The sequence below is a fragment of the Paenibacillus sp. alder61 genome, from assembly GCF_020179875.1.
GTDB lineage: Bacteria > Bacillota > Bacilli > Paenibacillales > Paenibacillaceae > Fontibacillus > Fontibacillus faecis.
Genome location: NZ_JAIUDG010000009.1, coordinates 205,937 through 221,819, shown reverse-complemented (window position 1 = coordinate 221,819; position 15,883 = coordinate 205,937). Strand labels below are relative to the sequence as shown.

Here is a 15,883-nt window from a genome sequence, read left to right as displayed (position 1 = left end):
TTTTGAAGGCAAGAAACCGGTTTGAACAGAAAAACCGCGGAAATGTTACAAATCGGATACAACTATCCAAGCTTTGGATACATAAGCCCATTATACTGTGTAACAGCCAAGTCATGTATGAAGCTGAATACTGGAAATTCATGTTTAAAGGGGAATTCGCGGTTATGCTGGACGAAAGACAACTTAATGAAGCTTATGTTCGATATAGAGCGGAACTAGTGAGGTATTTATCCCGAATATTGCGTCATCCGCAAGATGTGGAGGATCTCGTGCAGGATTGCTTTATCCGGCTGATGACGGTGCAAGCGAAGCTTGAGGAATCCCGTATCCCTTACTATTTAAAAGTGATCGCCCGAAATATGGCCACCGACGTGTTCAGAAAGAAAATCAGGACCGCGAAACGGGACAGCCGCCTAAACTCCCCCCGCTTCTGCCAGGATACCTCGGAGCTGGAAATCGAGGAAGGCGTCCGCGAAATGGTTTCCCTGATCGGCAACCAACAACACCGGCGGATTGTGGAACTGCGCATCATCCATGGATACACCATTAAAGAAACGGCACAGCTGATGGACTGCAGCGAAAGTAAGATCAAATCTTCGGTCCATTCCGCCGTCAAACGAATAAGGGCTAACCTTAAAGTCATTTCTTGAAATACCGTTCACAAAAAAACCGGCGTTCCCGCCGGCTCCTGCTCCTATCCCTTACACGCCTCAGGCACTCTATCGTTCACGTATACCTCCAGCTTCATAGCCAGCGCGAGGATGCGGATCGCGTCGGCTTTGATGCGGCGGTAGGTACGGTCGCTGATCCCCATTTCCCCGCAGCTGATAAAATCATACTCGCCCTCGTCATCGAGATAGCTCCGTTCGATCACTTCCCGCTGCATCTTCGTGAGGCGCTCCATCGCCTGGTCCAGCAGCTCCGACTTGCGGATCAGCTCGGCTTCCCGGTCAACGTTCCGGATGGCCGTTCGCTCCGCCGGCTTGCTGATCACATGCGTGGCTCCATGGAACCTCGGTTCGTAGTTGACCGTCATCCCGGCCTGCTGACGGACGAAACCGATTTGCCGGAACTGCCGCACCTCCTCCAGCCGCTTTTCTACTGCTGCCCGCGTAGCGGAATAATCGATGGACAAGGTGTCAAACACGGTTATAAACGGATGTGTACGTCTTCTTCCCACGGCGATCCCTCCTGAAGATATTTCCACCAACAACTTGCCAATTTGGTAACATCATCTTTTGTGTCTCTTGTCTAAAAACTCGTATTTCCTCCCAAAAATCTAAATTATCAATTTTATATTACCAATACGGTAACTTTAACCCTATTTTACATTACCATTTTGGCAATGTCAAATAATTCCCAATGATTTTATCGAGCTTTATTTACCAAAATGGCAACCTCATGATATAATAGAAGAAACCATAAAAACGGGGAGTTCCTATGCAGAGTCTTGGGGATCGGATCAAATTCCTTAGGGAGAAAAAGAATATGACGCAAAAGGATCTCGCTGCCGCAGCGGGGTTAACCGTCGTTCAACTGTCCCGGTACGAAACCGGCGACCGGAAGCCGGATCCCGAGGCTTTGCGCGGGATCGCCGACGCCCTGGACAGCAGCGCGGACTACCTGCTCGGCCGGACCGAGGCACCTTCGGAGTCGTACGACAAAGGCGCAAGCCTGTCTTTTTACGGCGGACCCGAAGCCTACACTTCGGACGAAATCGCGATGATGGAAGCCGCGCTCAAAGCTTACCGGGAACAGAAGAAAAAATTGCTCGACGGCGGCAGCGAAAATCCAAAAAATTAAAGGATTTAATGACGAAGCGTCGAATAAGTAGCTTCAGACAAATCCACACAACAAGAATCAGGCCCTTTTTGGATAAGGGCCCTTCTTTTCCGATACATACCGAACATACATTCTCTTTTGAGGTGATTTTATGTTATTCTCCTACTATAGGGAAACCGAGTTGGAGCAATGGATCAGCGGCAAATATTTAGCCCATGGGATCCTCGGCCCGGCGGAGCACGATATTGAGCACATCGCATACGCCTTTGGTGTCGATCTCGTGTACGAGGAATGTCCGTCTTTCTCCGATAATGAAGAGCGGGTGATTTTTCTGAACAAGCATGCGGACGATGTGACCGCCCGGGTGATTTTTTTCCATGAGTTATGCCATGTCCTCAGGCATGCCGGGGATCAGCGAATCATGCCCGCCATGTTCAGAAGCGCCCAGGAAACCGAAGCGGAACAGTTCGTGCTGTACGCGGCCATTCCCTTTTATATGTTCACCCGGCTGCCGGTGCCGGATCAGCGCTCCGAAGCGGTCGCTTATCTCGCGGAGACCTTCCGCGTCCCTTACGGGCTCGCGGAGCATCGCCTGGACCAGATCCAGCGGCGGGTGCTGCACGGCAGCCTGATCGCCGCCGCCAAAGAGGCGGACCGCCAGAGACAATCCGCCTGCGGGTGGTCCGGGGAAACGAAGCGGATCATGGCTCAGTTGGAGCGGCAGCTCGGCGGCAACCCCGGAGGGAATTAAGATGAAGCTCGCCCTCTATTGCGACTTTATATCGGAAGAGATCCGGCCTTTGCAACTGGTGATCCGGTTCGGCCCGGGAGAGCCGGACTGGAGCGGCGTGTTGTATTTGCCGCTTCAGGGTCCGTTCGAGCCGTTTGAGCCCGAGAACTTCGGGGACCGGATTGTCGCCTCCGTTCTCCTGGAGGACCTCGTCCTCAGGCGTAGCGGCGACGAGGAACTCGGCATTCTGCTGCCTAATCTCGCCCGCCGCCACCCGGGGGCCGACATAACGATGCTCGTCGTACAGATTGCCGACGCGGAGGAAGTTTTGGGGTATAAGTGGGGAGACCGACTACTTGAGTAGCGGTCTTTCTTCGTATCTCTCACCCTGTCCCAAGTTTGTATTTGGCCATATGTTGATCCGTTATGGAGGGATTTAACCGATCCTCGGGAATATGGTGAATCGTGATAAAAGCTGTTTAAGCCACGATTTTGTCGAAGCGGCTTTTGACCACTAGCGTTGCATTAATCCGAGGGGACTAACGGCTGTAACAGCCTCCCTTTGAGCCGGACGGGTAAATAAGGGCTATTTGAGGCGCGATTTTTTCGAAATCGTCCTTTCCGTGTGAAATAGAGGTCCTTTGGGGCCTTATTTTTGGGAAAAGCGGGCCGAAACCTGATTTCGGGACCCGAACCACGGGAAGGCCAAATATCGGGAATATCTCCCGTTAATGCTTACCTATCTCCGCAGAAAAGGTGGATTAACTGGAATACTTCCCGTTAAATCCCGTTGAAATGAGGAGATTCGAGGTTAGGACGCGAAATAGCTGGAACTTATCCAGCTATTTCTGCTCCAAAAGGCCGAACAATAAAATTAACAGGGGTTTTTCCTGTTAATTATACGGGGGAGCGAGGCTCGCCGACAAAGCTCGTTGCAAGCTTACTCCCCCTGCCCTGCACCTGCATTATAGTAAAAGGGAACGATCAATCGCCGTCATTTCTTCGAAAAAGCGAGCCAGGTCATCGTTGCTCCCGACCGCTTCGTCTTCTCCGGAGCAGACCGCCCAGGACACCCGCTGCTTACGCAGCCTTTCCGCATCGTTTACGCCGAACTCGCCGTAATATACCGTCGGCTCATTGGCGGGATCGCCCCAGTTATCCCATCCTTGGGGATGTATATGCCCGCCCGTCCGGCAATTCACGAACACCGTTCGGGCATGTTTTCGCCACGGCCGCCCCAGGTACACCGATGCTTCGGGAACCCCCGGAGCGGCGGTCAGCCAGCAATCCCGGAACACGAAGCCGTGCCGCTGGCCCTCCGGAGTGGAGGCGGCGGTGATGTATCCGGGCCGGCCCGCCTTCGCATGCGAAAGGCTGCGAATCTCGCAGCGTTCAAACAAAGCGGCCGCCCCGCCGAAAATAAAATCGACCGTGCCTTCAATCCGGCACTGCCGGTACAGCTGCCGGCAAAGGGCCCGGCGGTTTCTCAGCGGGATACCGCCGAACGGTTCGCCGTTTTTTTGCGCGGGCGGCAGCGGCCCCGTGCACAAGGTGTCCTGATGGCCCTTAAAGGTGCAATTCAGAAACAAGGTTTTGTCGCAGTGGGCATAGACGGCGAGCGCCTGGCCCACATCGTCCCCCTGCCCCGCCGTATTGGAAACGGTCAAATTTTCAAGGATGAGTTCGCTTCCGCCCAGGAACAACGTGGGAGTGGCGAACGTGCCGATTTCTCGCCCGCGTTCATCCAGGTCTTTGGCACAACGGTCCATCGTAATTTCCACCGGGCCGATTCCGATGAGCCGGAGACGGGAACGATAAATCCGCACCGTCTCCCGGTAAACGCCGGATAGAATAGATATCCGCACCGGTTCTTCTCCGGGAACGCGTTCGGCGGCCTCCACCGCTCCCTGAACCGTGGCGAAATCACAATACGCTTCCGGTCCGACCAGCCATTCCAGCATTATTCTTCCTCCATGAGGTGCCGGCGCAAGAACGACTGCCAGGCCGCCCGCATCTCCGCCGTCTCCATATGTCCGCCGCCCCCGATCCGCGGCTGCCAATGCTCCGGCACGCCGGCGGCGGCGTACGCTTCGGCGAGCCCCGCCGCCAACAGCTCCACGCCTTCCGGCGGGCACAGCCGGTCGTTCCGGCCGGTCAGGCTCATCCGGGGACGGGGCACGATCAGCTTCTGAATGTCCAACGTGCTGAAGTGCTTGAGCAGCCCCGGGACATAGGAGTAGAAGCCATGATGGTCCAGACCCCGCTTGGCGATCAGCGTCGCGGCGTCCACCTGGCCGCATATGTCGATCGTCACCTTGACGCGTTCATCAAGCGCCGCCAGCCACCAGGCCATCAAGCCGCCCATGGACATCCCGATCGTGCCGACCCGGGAGCCGTCGATATCGTCGCGGCCGAGCATATAATCGATCAGGCGGCGGTTGTCGTACAGCATCATCCCCCACATGACCCGGCCGTTCCACAGCATCTCCTTGACGAGCTCGCTCTCGGTTTTGCCGGCGCGTTCGTTGAACGCCCACATATCGATGCAGCAAACCGCACACCCCATATCGGTCAACACTTTGGCAAAAGAAGGCTCCTGCAGATAAGTGCCGCTGTGGAGCAGTTCCTTCCGGCCATTCGCATAGTTCCCGCCATGGGAATGGTTGAATATGACCAGAGGGAAGGGGCCGTCCCCTTCCCGCGGTTTCGCGACATAGGCCGGGACCGGCTCGATGCCGTTCAAGTCCAGGAGCAGCGTCTCCAGGAGAAACCCTTCCCGCTCCTCCCACTTCAGCAATTCGGCGTCCAAAGGCCCGTCTTCCGGAAGATCGCCGAGCAGGCCGAGCAGTTGTTCCCGCGCACGGTCCGCTCCCCGGTTCCGATGCATATTTTCCTTCCCCCTTTACCGATTTGAAAAGTGCCCGACAGGCACGGGTATGGCGGGGTGCCGTTCCCAACTTCAACTTTGCCGGTCCCTGCCTTGGTACCGGAAATAAGCGAAGTCGGCATAACAACCGCCAAACCGGTTCATATCGTGAGCCGCGATGCCGATAAAATTGCCGGTAAACCCGCCGGACAAGAACCCCATGTTACGGGTCATGCCCAGAGGGCGCCACGTTTCTTCATCGTCCTCGCGGTAGAAGAACCGGCCGTCTGTCCCATGGACGTCCACGGCCAGGTCAACCGCCCCGGTCCCCCTTAGCTCAACCGCGTTCAGCTCAAGCTCGAATTCGTCTCTCTCACAGCACATTAGCCGCAGCACCTTCCCCCGGCCCTCCTCATGGCTGACGCAGGCGTACCGGTAGTTATCCTCGTTGAGGTAGAGCATGAGCCCGGCCATCTGTAAATAAGAAACCGGACTGAACTCCACCCTCGTTTCCGCGCGGAACGATTTGTCCGTCTGACGAATCGCCAAAACATGATGGCGGAACAAGCTCTGGACCGACTCACCCGCTTGAATCCGCAAATATCCCTTACGCGCGGCCAGCGAACACCAGCTTTCGTCCGCGGGAATCCGCAGCGTGTTCCAGTTTTTCTTCAGCCCCGGTCCCGCGAAATCATCTTCAAAATCCGTCGACATTCCTTTCGTCGTCACCGAAACGTCCCCGGGCAGCGGCACTTTCAACTGCGGGACATTGCCGCCCGCGCTCAGACGAAGCCAGCCGTGCTCATCCCAATATACCTGCTGCAGGGCGGTTTCTCTCCCCAATATGGCATATTGCCCGTCGACCGGACGCGTACACAAATGCGCCATATACCATTCGCCGCCGGGCGTTTGGACCAGGCTGCCGTGACCGGCGCACTGCAGCGGAAGCTCCGGATCATGTCGCGAGGTCAGCATCGGGTTCAACGGATCGACTTCGTAGGGGCCCGGCAATTCTTTGGAACGGGCAACCGTAACGGCATGCCCGCTGCCGGTCCCGCCTTCTGCCGTGATGAGATAATAGTAGCCGTTGTGCTTGTAAATGTGCGGGGCCTCCGTCTTTTTCAACGACGTGCCGTCAAACAATTTCCGCGGTTCGCCGACCAGGCGGCCCAAACGCGGATCAAACTCCTGGATCACGATCCCGCTCGATTTATTGCCTTCGGTAATCCGGTAATCCCACAGGCAGTTCAGCAGCCATTTGCGGCCATCGTCATCGTGGAACAGGGACGGATCGAAACCGCTGCTGTTCAGGTAGATCGGCTCCGACCACGGACCGTGGATCGACGGGGCCGAAATTAGATAATTGTGGCAGTCTTTAAAAGGACGTTTCGTGCTTTTTACATCGGTATACAACAGATAAAACAATCCATCATGATAGCTGAGCTGCGGGGCCCAGATGCTGCAGTTCTTCGGATTCCCCCTCAAATCCACCTGATGGGTCAAAATATCCGTGCAATGCTCCCACTCGGCCAGGTTGGACGATACGTATACCCGAACGCCGGGGAGCCATTCAAACGAGGAAACCGCGATGTAGTAAAGATCCCCCGCCCTAAACAGGCAAGGATCGGGATTGAACCCCGGCAGTATGGGGTTTTGAATAACTCCTGCGCCAGCCGTTATTTCGTTCGTCGTCATGATGTCCCCCTAAACTCCCGCATTCTGTTGTTCCGGCGGAACCTCCACCTGTTCCAACAGCTTCTCGGGATGCTTCGTATTTCTGGATTCGCAATGCTCGACCGTAACCTGTTCTCCGTTTTCCACATAAAAAGCGGGTCCCTCATGGTTCTCGACCGTGACATGATGAAACCTTACCTGCCTCACGTTTCCGAGGAAAAAGCCCCTGCCTGCCATCTCGCCGATTCCCGCCATCATGGCCGGAACTCCCGGAACCGCGTCCTCCGCCATGGAAATATCGATATGGTCGAACGTAATTTCGGAAATATATTGCTCGGCCAAGCCGTATAAAAAACCTGCCGCGGCATGAACCCGTCGGGCGGTAATGTTGGCGAAGTGGATGCGCCGAAAACACGGCGTCTCTTCCGTGACGGGATACGGATTTTTGTCCCATACGTATTTGTCTTTCCCACGCGGACCGCAGAAGTAGTAGAGATTCAGGATAAACGGACAGATCACGTTATCCATCACGATATTGCTGATGCGGATATCCTCGACGATGCCTCCGCGGCCGCGCCGTGATTTTAGGCGAATACCGCGGTCGGTATGCTGAAATACACAGCCGGTGATCGTAACATTGCGGATATCGCCGCTCATTTCACTGCCCAGGACAACGCCTCCATGTCCGTGAACCATCGTGCAGTTCGCAATCGTGATGTTCTCGCAAGGAATTCGCTCCGCGGTATCCTCGGTCCCCGCTTTGATCGCGATGCAGTCGTCCCCGACATCGATATGGCAGTTGCTGATCCGCACGTTCCGGCACGATTCCGGATTAATGCCGTCCGTATTCGGCGAGTCGGCGGGATTCAGAATCGACAAGTTATCGATCGTAACGTCGGAGCATTGAATCGGATTCACCGTCCAGCTCGGGGAGTTGATCAGATTCAAATCTCGGAGCGTCACCCGCCGGCAGCCGTCAAAGCTGATCAGCTTCGGGCGGGGGAATTCCAGTTCCTCCGGCGCGTTCCTTTTCTTGTCCCACCACGGCTGTCCGTTCCCGTTGAGCATGCCGCTTCCCGTAATCGAGACGTTCACGAGGTCCTGGCCAAAGATGCAGGAGGCGTGAACCTCCCGCAGCACGCCCTCCCATCTCGACTTCACGACCGGATACAAGGCGGGATCAGGGTCGAAAGACAACTCGGCGCCCGGGCTTAATCGAAGCTCGACATGGCTTCTCATCATCAGGGCGCCGGAGCGGAACGTGCCGGCCGGCACGAACACCGTCCCGCCCCCGGCCGCTCCGGCCGCATCGATCGCCGACTGAATCGCCGCGGTCGCAAGCTCCCCGGCGCCTGGGACGGCTCCGTAGTCACTAATATCATACAGCCGCATCGATGTTCTTCCTCCCTTGCCCGTCTTCGGAACCGGAACCTGAACCGCTCCGCAGCCGCTCATACTCGCCGCAAGCCTGCAGGAACGCGCCGACTCCCTTTTGGTCATTCGTCACGATCGGCTCGCTGAGATAATAAGCGTACGTGCCGTCCCGCCGGTCCGCCCCGCCCAATCCGGCCACTTGGCAGTTCTTGATCAGGTTGACCCAGCCTTCTTTCGTCTCCAGCACAAACTCCCGAATCAACCCTTCATAGGCCCGATCCAGCGTGCCGAACCACTCCCCGTCCAGCAGTCCAAGGCGGATTCCCTTGGCCATCGCGTACACGATCATGCTCGATGCGGAAGCTTCCAGATAATTTCCTTTTTCCCCTCCCCTATTTATGACTTGATACCAAACGCCGCTGTCCGTATCCTGGACTTTCTTCAGCGCACGCATCAAATCTTGGAGCATCCGGGCAAGCTTCGGATAATCCGTTTGTTCTTTCGGCAGCAGCTCAAGGACATCGACCAGGGCCATGGCGAACCACCCCAGCGAGCGGCCCCAGAAATTCGGCGAAAGTCCGGTTGCCGGATCGCACCAGGGCTGTACTTTTTTCTCGTCCCATGCGTGGTACAGGAGGCCCGTCCCGGCATCCCGCGTATGCCGTTCGCACACGATAAACTGCTTCGTTACATCCTCCAACCCGGCCCCGTCTTCAAACGTCAGCAGATATTCCAAATAAAACGGAGCGCCCATATACAAACCGTCCAGCCAAATTTGATACGGATAAATCTGTTTATGCCAGAACGCCCCTTCCGAAGTCCGCGGATGCGAAGCGAGCTGGCTCCTCAGCAGGCTTGCGGCCTGCCGATAATTGTCCTGCCCGGTTTCCCGGTAAAGCGGGAACAAGAGCTTCCCTGTATTGATATGATCGATATTGTACTCTTCAGGCGCATATCCCCGGATACTTCCGTCCTCCAGGATGAAATGATCCATATTGTCGCGGATAAAATCGAAATACTTCCGCTCGCCCGTCTGGCTCCACAGCAGCGCGAAGCCTTTCAGCACAACGCCGTAATCATAGGACCACTTTCCGCCGTAGCCTTTATCTTCATATAATTTCGGCGTCCGCTCCATCACGGATTCCGCCGTTTTTTGCGCCCAACCGATCCGATTCATTCCGAACACTCCTCCCCGTCTTTGAAAAAATACGGTCCTTACCACGGTACATGGAAAGGACCCTTTGAAATTTGCCGGATTACTTCGAGCTTACCGCCTTATAGGCGGCTTCGTACTCGCTGATGATCTGCGCACCGCCCGATTTTTTCCAATTCTCCACGGCCGCTTTGAACCCGTTCAAATCGATCTTGCCGAGAATGTACTGGTAGGTGGCGTCAATCACGATTTTTTGCAGTTCGGATCCCTGCGTCGTATACGTCTCGGATTCCAGCGAATACGCCGGATTCAAAACGGCATACTTGGCGTTCTCGGCGATCAGCTTGGTGGATTCCACCTTGAGCGGGTCGGCATCGTGAATTTCATAGCCGAACTCCTTCGGACGGGAGGAAGCGAACGGCTGAACCTCTTGTTTCCAAACATCGGAATCCTTGATGGTCACCGCTTTTTGCGCGTCGGCTGTAAAATGGACGCCTTCCACGCCATAGGTCATCAGCGTGAAAATTTCCTCATCCATCAGGTCGTTGACGAATTTCAAAATCCGTTTCAACTCCGCCTCGTCCTTGACTTCCGAACGAGGGAAGGCGAGCAGTCCGCCGATTCCGTTGTTGGCCGCCCAAATAGCGCGTTCCTCTTCTTTACCGGTCGGCGTGATGTTGTTCACCAGGGCCAATTCCATATTGTCCTGGATCCCTTTGGACAGAATCAAAAGGTTCTTGGCATCGAACAACGCGCCCACGTAAATGCCCGCCTTGCCTTGGGCGAAGGCCTGCTGCTGGTCGTTTTTGGCCGTGACGGCGAAATCCTTGTTGATATAGCCGTTGTCATAAAGCGTTTTCATGTAATCCATCGTTTTAATGTATTCCTCGGTGTCGAACTCCGGAGTCATTTTTCCGTCCTCGCTGACTCTCCAGTTGTTCGGCGTACCGAAGTAGGAACTTAACGTTTTGAAAGCTCCGTAGATCAGATCGCTCCGGTCGACGAAGCCGGTCGTGTCTTTAACGCCGTTTCCGTCCGGATCCTGCTCGGTGAACGCCTTGGCGACATTCATCAGCTCATCCGTCGTTTTGGGAACGGGAAGCCCCAACTTATCCAGCCAGTCCTTGCGGATGACAACGCCGTTGCGGGCCAAGTCCTTTTGGAAAGGAATCCCGTACAGCTTGCCGCCGATGGAGGCGGATCGCCGGGTGTCCTCCGGGATGGACGCCAGATTCGGGAACTCGTCCAGATAAGGCTCCACATCCCAGAACATGCCGTTTTTGATGGCATTGCGCACGGAGGAATTGTCCAGGATCGTCAGCGTCACGATATCGGCCAACGAATCGGAGGCGAGAGCCGTATTGATCCGTTCTTCCTTGGAAGCATCGGGAATCCAGGAAATTTTGAGTTTCGTATTCGTGATCTCCTCGATTTTGGGAAGAACCGGCCCCGTCGGCGTGGATGGCGTGTGCAGAATGTTCAGCCAGCTGATATTCGCCGGCCCTTCGGCGCCCGAACCCGCTCCGCTGCTCTGGGCGTTTCCGCCGGTGCCCGCGGCTCCTTCCCCGCCTTTACCTCCGCCGCAGGCGGACAGCAATAAGACACCGGCTAACATCAGGACTCCCCATGACTTGAACTTTGGACTCATCTTTTCTACCCCTTTTTCATTAAGATGAATTGCATCGGTCGAACGGTTTTCCGCCGTCCGATTCAACTTCTGTATCTTCCTCTCCCGCCGGCAATGGCGAAAGCAAGAATTTAAGACTCAGGTAAATCAATACACGCCGTCTTCCCCGAATTTTTTGGCCAACCGGTTGGAAGCCATGACGAGCAGCAAACCGACCAGCCCCTTAAACAGGCCGACGGTGGTACTGAAGCTCAACTGCCCGTTCTTTAGCCCCGCCGTATAAATAAATGTATCGAAAATCTCGGCCACTTCGCGGTTCAAGGAATTGAGCAGCAAGTACATATGCTCGAAGCCCAAATCCAGGGTACTGCCGATTTTGAGAATCAGAAGCGTAATGATGACCGGGCGAATCGCCGGCAGGGTGACATGCCACGTCTTTCTCAAGCGGCCGGCACCGTCCATTTCCGCCGCTTCGTAAAGCTGCGTATCCACGACCGTAATCGCCGCCAAATAAATGATCGTCGACCAACCCAGCTCCTTCCAGATGATCTGGCCGATATACACGGTCCGAAGCCATTCGGGGGAGGTCAGGAAGCTGATTTTTTGAAATCCAAGCGCGGCGAGCAGTTCATTCAGCACCCCGCCGTCCACATTCAGGAATACATAGCTGATGGAGACGATGATGACCCAGGACATAAAATGCGGAATGTAGATGATGGTTTGTACCGCGTTCTTGAACCATTTGACCCTGACTTCATTGAGCATCAGCGCCACAATAATCGGCAGCGGAAAGAAGAAAATCAGATTCATGGCAAACAGAATGAGCGTGTTCTTCAGCAGCATAAAAAAGGTAGGCTCCGTAAACAGCCGGGCAAAATGCTTGAAGCCTACCCACGGGCTGCCGGTGATTCCCAGAAAAGACTGGTAATCCTGAAAGGCGATCACGAGCCCTCCCATGGGCAAATACTTAAATACGATGAAGTAAATCAGTCCGGGAAAAATCATGAGGTACAACAGCCTGTTGCGCTTTAACTGGTTGAGCATCGAAGACGTTTTTTTCTTGCTCTGGAGCCCGGGCTCCATTCTCATATCCAACGGTGCGGCATTTGACGCTTTCACTGGGGCAACCTCCTTGGCGCTATCCTATTTACCCTTCCAGCGTAAGCGATTCATCCCATTCCGCAAATAATCATTACATGATAGCGGTTACAAAACTCAAGTACAGCAGGCCTTCCCGGCCTCGACTACTAACTTAATGATTACGCCCTAATCTAATGAGCATCGGCCGTGTTCCAAACCTTTCCTCATTATACATGATCATCTCAGATCTGGATTATATACGAAATCCGGACTCCTTGCTAAGGTTGAATTGTAAACGATTTCGAGGAGGATAATCACGTGGCGCAAACATTACGAAAAAAACGTTCTATTGGAAGCATCATTTTTACGACGGTCAATACGACCCTGCTAGCTCTGCTCGCTCTCGTCTGTCTTTTGCCTTTTGTGAATGTCATTGCCAGCTCCTTCGCCTCCACGCAGGAAATGGTAGCCAAGAAGTTCATCCTGTTCCCCACTACGTTTTCGCTGGATGCCTATAAGTATATCTTCTCGACACCGACCATCTTTAAAGGATTGGGCGTATCGATTGGAGTCACCATCGCCGGGACGGTCCTGAGCATGGCATTGACCTCGCTGATGGCGTACGGGTTATCCCGGAAATATCTGCTCGGCCGAAATACGATCAATTTTATCGTCGTCTTCTCCATGCTGTTCAGCGGCGGGATGATCCCAACCTTTCTGGTGGTCAAAAGCCTTCATCTAATCGACACCTATGCCTCCATGATCGTCCCCGTGGCCATCAATGCGTTCAATCTGATCATCATGCGAAATTTCTTTCAGGCGCTGCCGGAGAGCCTGGAGGAATCGGCCAAAATCGACGGATGCACGGATTTCGGCGTCTTCTTCAAAATCATGCTGCCGCTGGCGCTGCCGTCGATCGCGACCATTTCCCTGTTTTACGGCGTAGCTTATTGGAACACGTATATGAACGCCATTCTCTACATTAACGACTCGCTCAAGTGGCCGATTCAAGTCCTGCTGCGCCAAATCGTTATCGTCTCCAGCGGAATGCAGGGTGACAGCGGCTCCGTGGATATCATTCCGCCGGCGCAAACGATCAAGATGGCCGTCATCGTCATCGCCACCGTGCCGATGCTGATCGCTTATCCGTTTGTACAGCGGCATTTTGTCAAAGGGGCGCTGCTCGGCTCGGTCAAAGGCTGACGGCACGGCATAAAAAGAAGAAGTCTGTGTTGTCCCCATCGTGGAGGGTAGCAAGACTTCTTCTCCGTTTCCCTTTTAACCCGGCCCTAGTTCGCCTGCTTCATCTTCCGGTACGATCCCGGCGTAACCTGCTCCCGCTTGCGGAACGAGCGGATGAAATTTTGCGGGTTATGGTACTGCAGCCGTTCGGCGATCTCTTTGATGGTCATGTCCGTTTCGGTCAACCATTTCTTGGCCATATCCAGCCGGTAGCTCATCAAATACTCGGTGAAGGTCGTGCCGTACTCTTTTTTGAAAATGCTGCTTAAGTAGTTCGGATTATAATGTAAGCGTTCGGCGATCATATCGAGCGACAGTTCCTGGTCGTACTCGGCTCTGACGATAGCCGCGATCTCTTCCGACAAACAGCGGAACTGCTGGTTCGTTTTGTGCTTCATGCTCCGGACCATCGGGAAAATAACTTCCTCGACCAGCATCCGTTCGATTTCTTCCGGATTGCGGGTATCGAGCAGGACGTGATACAGCGCGTAATTGTCCTGCGTCAGCAGGACCTCAATCCCGAGCACCTGCTCCAGCTGGATCAGGTTGTTGACGAACCGGACCAGGGCCACTTCGAAATTCATCGAATATTTGTTCTTCCGCATCATCTCGGCCAATAGCAGGTATAGGGTCCGGCTGACCTGTTCCTCATCCCCGAGGCGGATCGCGTCGAACAGCTTGGACTCCAGCTCCACGGGATAATGAAGCAGCACCGGACCGGAAACCACGTTCGAGATGTCTTCATAGAAGATGATGGATTCCTTGCCCAGATTCAGCCGGTGATGCAGCGCCAGCTTGCTCATCTCGCAGGCTTCCTTGCTTTCCAGCAGGCTGCCGTACGAATGGCTGATGCCGATGCTGACGGATATCTTTAGATATTCCCGAACACGCTTCATTAAGTTGGTGGCTAGATCCAGCGTCCGTTTGCGGATGTCCTGCTCGCTCATGCTATTGTCGAACACCAGGATGGTCGCCTGCGTCTTATCGTTCAGAATGATCGGCAGCATGCGGCACTCCGGCGGAATCTGCTCTTCGGCCAACTTGTTGATCGCCAGGAGGAGCACATCCTTGTCGGAAGCTTCGCGCTCGCCCAGGCTGTCGAGTTGGGTCAGCATCGCCACGTACAGCTTGTCGTCCGTTTCCCGGTACCCGAGACGAGGCAGTTTCCATGCCAGTTCCTCCGGGGTGACCCGGTTTCGGAACAAATTGAGGATCAGTTGCGTCTCCAGTTGCGGTTTTTCCGCCTCCATCAGGTTCTTCAGGCTTTCTTTTTCCGTAATGATCGTGTCGATGGAGCGGAGGATCCACTCCACCTCATTCGCGGACGCGGCGGGTCCGTCATCGGGCAGACTTCGCTTGATGCGCTGAATCGGTCTCGTAAAGTAGACGGAGAAGACATAAGCCACGACCACAATGAGAAGCATCAGCACGGCTCCCATCGTCATGAGTCCGAACCGCGTCAGCTTGAGGGCATCGGCGATTTCCGACCGGTCGAGCAGTGTGAGATAAATCCAATTGTTGTACTCCGACTTGGCGTAAATGACCTTCACGGGCACGGACGAATGACCGGCTCTGTCCAGCGTCAGCATGCCCGTCGGTTTCGCCCCCTCCATCTTTAAGGCGATGTTCTTCAGGTCCGCGGCTTGTAGCAAATCCTGCTCCGGGTTGGTCTGGTACATCAGATCCCCCTGCCGATTAAGGATAAACACATCGCTGTGATCCTCCGTTCGAATCGTTTGATCCAGGGAGCGGAGCGAAATGTCCGAAAGGGCGATCGCCTGTTTGTTCTTGGAGAAGACCGGCAGTGTGTTGACGAAACGTATGCCTTTATCCGTCTTGATCCAGAACAGGCTCTGATCTTTATTTTCAATATAAGCCCGGACCAAAGCCTCGCGTTCCTCGGCGGTCAGCTTCGACAGTTTGCCGTTGGAAATTTGCCAGTCCTGCTCTAGGCTGATCAGCGAATATTCCGTCCCTTCCATGCCCATGGTCGCGATATAATTCAGTTGGGAATTGACGTTCCGGTAAGCGATAAAGTCCTCTTCCGTAATCGGATGGGTCACCGTATCGCGGAACGAAGTGGTCGTGCTGTAGGTATCGAACGCGTATTCAATGGATTGGATTTTGTTCTCCAGGTTATTTTTCGTCTGGGTGATGAAATTCTGCTTGCTGTCGGCGATCCGCTCATGGACGGAGTTTACGGTGCTGAAATAGATGTAACTTCCAAAACTGGCTACAAGGCCAACTCCAAGCACGAGAATGGGGATAAAAATTTTGTAAAACATGCTCCCTTTGTTCATTGGCGCTGCTCCTTTGACCGTATGGTATGTGTTATTATAGCGCTTACATGAATTC

General features: G+C 54.5%; 14 protein-coding genes. 5 read left to right on the top strand and 9 right to left on the bottom strand.

The window, feature by feature from the left end; all coding sequences use genetic code 11:
• Positions 1–164 precede the first annotated feature (164 nt).
• Positions 165–650: an RNA polymerase sigma factor gene (locus tag LBW89_RS11775; RefSeq protein WP_170287064.1), complete on the top strand. Its 486-nt coding sequence runs from the start codon at positions 165–167 to the stop codon at positions 648–650.
• 44 nt (positions 651–694) lie between these two features.
• Here LBW89_RS11775 and LBW89_RS11770 read toward each other — a convergent pair whose 3' ends face one another.
• Positions 695–1,180, bottom strand: a complete 486-nt coding sequence (locus tag LBW89_RS11770; RefSeq protein WP_148451404.1) for an ArpU family phage packaging/lysis transcriptional regulator — start codon at positions 1,178–1,180, stop codon at positions 695–697.
• 260 nt (positions 1,181–1,440) lie between these two features.
• On the opposite strand from LBW89_RS11770, the gene LBW89_RS11765 reads away from it, so the two are divergent.
• The 3 genes from LBW89_RS11765 to LBW89_RS11755 all read left to right on the top strand — a co-directional run bounded on the left by LBW89_RS11765 (position 1,441) and on the right by LBW89_RS11755 (position 2,876).
• Positions 1,441–1,803: a helix-turn-helix domain-containing protein gene (locus LBW89_RS11765; protein ID WP_148451403.1), complete on the top strand. Its 363-nt coding sequence runs from the start codon at positions 1,441–1,443 to the stop codon at positions 1,801–1,803.
• A 130-nt stretch (positions 1,804–1,933) separates the two neighbouring features.
• Positions 1,934–2,533 carry an ImmA/IrrE family metallo-endopeptidase gene (locus tag LBW89_RS11760; protein ID WP_148451402.1) on the top strand — a complete coding sequence of 200 codons (600 nt, stop codon included), beginning with the start codon at positions 1,934–1,936 and terminating at the stop codon, positions 2,531–2,533.
• Position 2,534: 1 nt separating this feature from the next.
• A complete protein-coding gene (locus tag LBW89_RS11755; RefSeq protein WP_148451401.1) occupies positions 2,535–2,876 on the top strand; it encodes a hypothetical protein in 342 nt (113 codons plus the stop codon).
• A 601-nt stretch (positions 2,877–3,477) separates the two neighbouring features.
• Here LBW89_RS11755 and LBW89_RS11750 read toward each other — a convergent pair.
• The 7 genes from LBW89_RS11750 to LBW89_RS11720 all read right to left on the bottom strand — a co-directional run bounded on the left by LBW89_RS11750 (position 3,478) and on the right by LBW89_RS11720 (position 12,250).
• Positions 3,478–4,473 carry a pectinesterase family protein gene (locus LBW89_RS11750; RefSeq protein WP_148451400.1) on the bottom strand — a complete coding sequence of 332 codons (996 nt, stop codon included), beginning with the start codon at positions 4,471–4,473 and terminating at the stop codon, positions 3,478–3,480.
• Positions 4,473–5,399 (bottom strand): dienelactone hydrolase family protein, encoded by a 927-nt coding sequence (locus LBW89_RS11745; protein ID WP_148451399.1) that lies wholly within the window; start codon positions 5,397–5,399, stop codon positions 4,473–4,475. Before LBW89_RS11745 ends, LBW89_RS11750 begins: the two co-directional genes overlap by 1 nt.
• Positions 5,400–5,471: 72 nt before the next feature.
• A complete protein-coding gene (locus LBW89_RS11740) occupies positions 5,472–7,073 on the bottom strand; it encodes a glycoside hydrolase family 43 protein (RefSeq protein ID WP_148451398.1) in 1,602 nt (533 codons plus the stop codon).
• Positions 7,074–7,082: 9 nt separating this feature from the next.
• On the bottom strand, positions 7,083–8,444 hold the full coding sequence (locus LBW89_RS11735) for a glycoside hydrolase family 28 protein (RefSeq protein WP_148451397.1): 1,362 nt from the start codon (positions 8,442–8,444) through the stop codon (positions 7,083–7,085).
• Positions 8,431–9,603, bottom strand: a complete 1,173-nt coding sequence (locus tag LBW89_RS11730; protein ID WP_148451396.1) for a glycoside hydrolase family 105 protein — start codon at positions 9,601–9,603, stop codon at positions 8,431–8,433. Before LBW89_RS11730 ends, LBW89_RS11735 begins: the two co-directional genes overlap by 14 nt.
• A gap of 79 nt (positions 9,604–9,682) precedes the next feature.
• Positions 9,683–11,227 (bottom strand): extracellular solute-binding protein, encoded by a 1,545-nt coding sequence (locus tag LBW89_RS11725; RefSeq protein WP_148451395.1) that lies wholly within the window; start codon positions 11,225–11,227, stop codon positions 9,683–9,685.
• A gap of 126 nt (positions 11,228–11,353) precedes the next feature.
• Positions 11,354–12,250 (bottom strand): ABC transporter permease, encoded by an 897-nt coding sequence (locus LBW89_RS11720; protein ID WP_412067001.1) that lies wholly within the window; start codon positions 12,248–12,250, stop codon positions 11,354–11,356.
• A 354-nt stretch (positions 12,251–12,604) separates the two neighbouring features.
• Here LBW89_RS11720 and LBW89_RS11715 point away from each other — a divergent pair, with 354 nt between their 5' ends.
• On the top strand, positions 12,605–13,489 hold the full coding sequence (locus tag LBW89_RS11715) for a carbohydrate ABC transporter permease (RefSeq protein ID WP_148451394.1): 885 nt from the start codon (positions 12,605–12,607) through the stop codon (positions 13,487–13,489).
• A gap of 86 nt (positions 13,490–13,575) precedes the next feature.
• Here LBW89_RS11715 and LBW89_RS11710 read toward each other — a convergent pair whose 3' ends face one another.
• Positions 13,576–15,828, bottom strand: a complete 2,253-nt coding sequence (locus tag LBW89_RS11710) for an AraC family transcriptional regulator (RefSeq protein ID WP_148451393.1) — start codon at positions 15,826–15,828, stop codon at positions 13,576–13,578.
• Between the last annotated feature and the right edge of the window lie 55 nt (positions 15,829–15,883).

What these genes read in the sequence shown, in the direction of transcription:
- LBW89_RS11740 (WP_148451398.1), bottom strand. Translation starts at nt 7,073, where the DNA reads ATGACGACGAACGAAATAACGGCTGGCGCAGGAGTTATTCAAAACCCC.
- LBW89_RS11765 (WP_148451403.1), top strand. Translation starts at nt 1,441, where the DNA reads ATGCAGAGTCTTGGGGATCGGATCAAATTCCTTAGGGAGAAAAAGAAT.
- LBW89_RS11745 (WP_148451399.1), bottom strand. Translation starts at nt 5,399, where the DNA reads ATGCATCGGAACCGGGGAGCGGACCGTGCGCGGGAACAACTGCTCGGC.
- LBW89_RS11760 (WP_148451402.1), top strand. Translation starts at nt 1,934, where the DNA reads ATGTTATTCTCCTACTATAGGGAAACCGAGTTGGAGCAATGGATCAGC.
- LBW89_RS11750 (WP_148451400.1), bottom strand. Translation starts at nt 4,473, where the DNA reads ATGCTGGAATGGCTGGTCGGACCGGAAGCGTATTGTGATTTCGCCACG.
- LBW89_RS11735 (WP_148451397.1), bottom strand. Translation starts at nt 8,444, where the DNA reads ATGCGGCTGTATGATATTAGTGACTACGGAGCCGTCCCAGGCGCCGGG.
- LBW89_RS11725 (WP_148451395.1), bottom strand. Translation starts at nt 11,227, where the DNA reads ATGAGTCCAAAGTTCAAGTCATGGGGAGTCCTGATGTTAGCCGGTGTC.
- LBW89_RS11755 (WP_148451401.1), top strand. Translation starts at nt 2,535, where the DNA reads ATGAAGCTCGCCCTCTATTGCGACTTTATATCGGAAGAGATCCGGCCT.
- LBW89_RS11775 (WP_170287064.1), top strand. Translation starts at nt 165, where the DNA reads ATGCTGGACGAAAGACAACTTAATGAAGCTTATGTTCGATATAGAGCG.
- LBW89_RS11730 (WP_148451396.1), bottom strand. Translation starts at nt 9,603, where the DNA reads ATGAATCGGATCGGTTGGGCGCAAAAAACGGCGGAATCCGTGATGGAG.
- LBW89_RS11720 (WP_412067001.1), bottom strand. Translation starts at nt 12,250, where the DNA reads ATGCTCAACCAGTTAAAGCGCAACAGGCTGTTGTACCTCATGATTTTT.
- LBW89_RS11710 (WP_148451393.1), bottom strand. Translation starts at nt 15,828, where the DNA reads ATGAACAAAGGGAGCATGTTTTACAAAATTTTTATCCCCATTCTCGTG.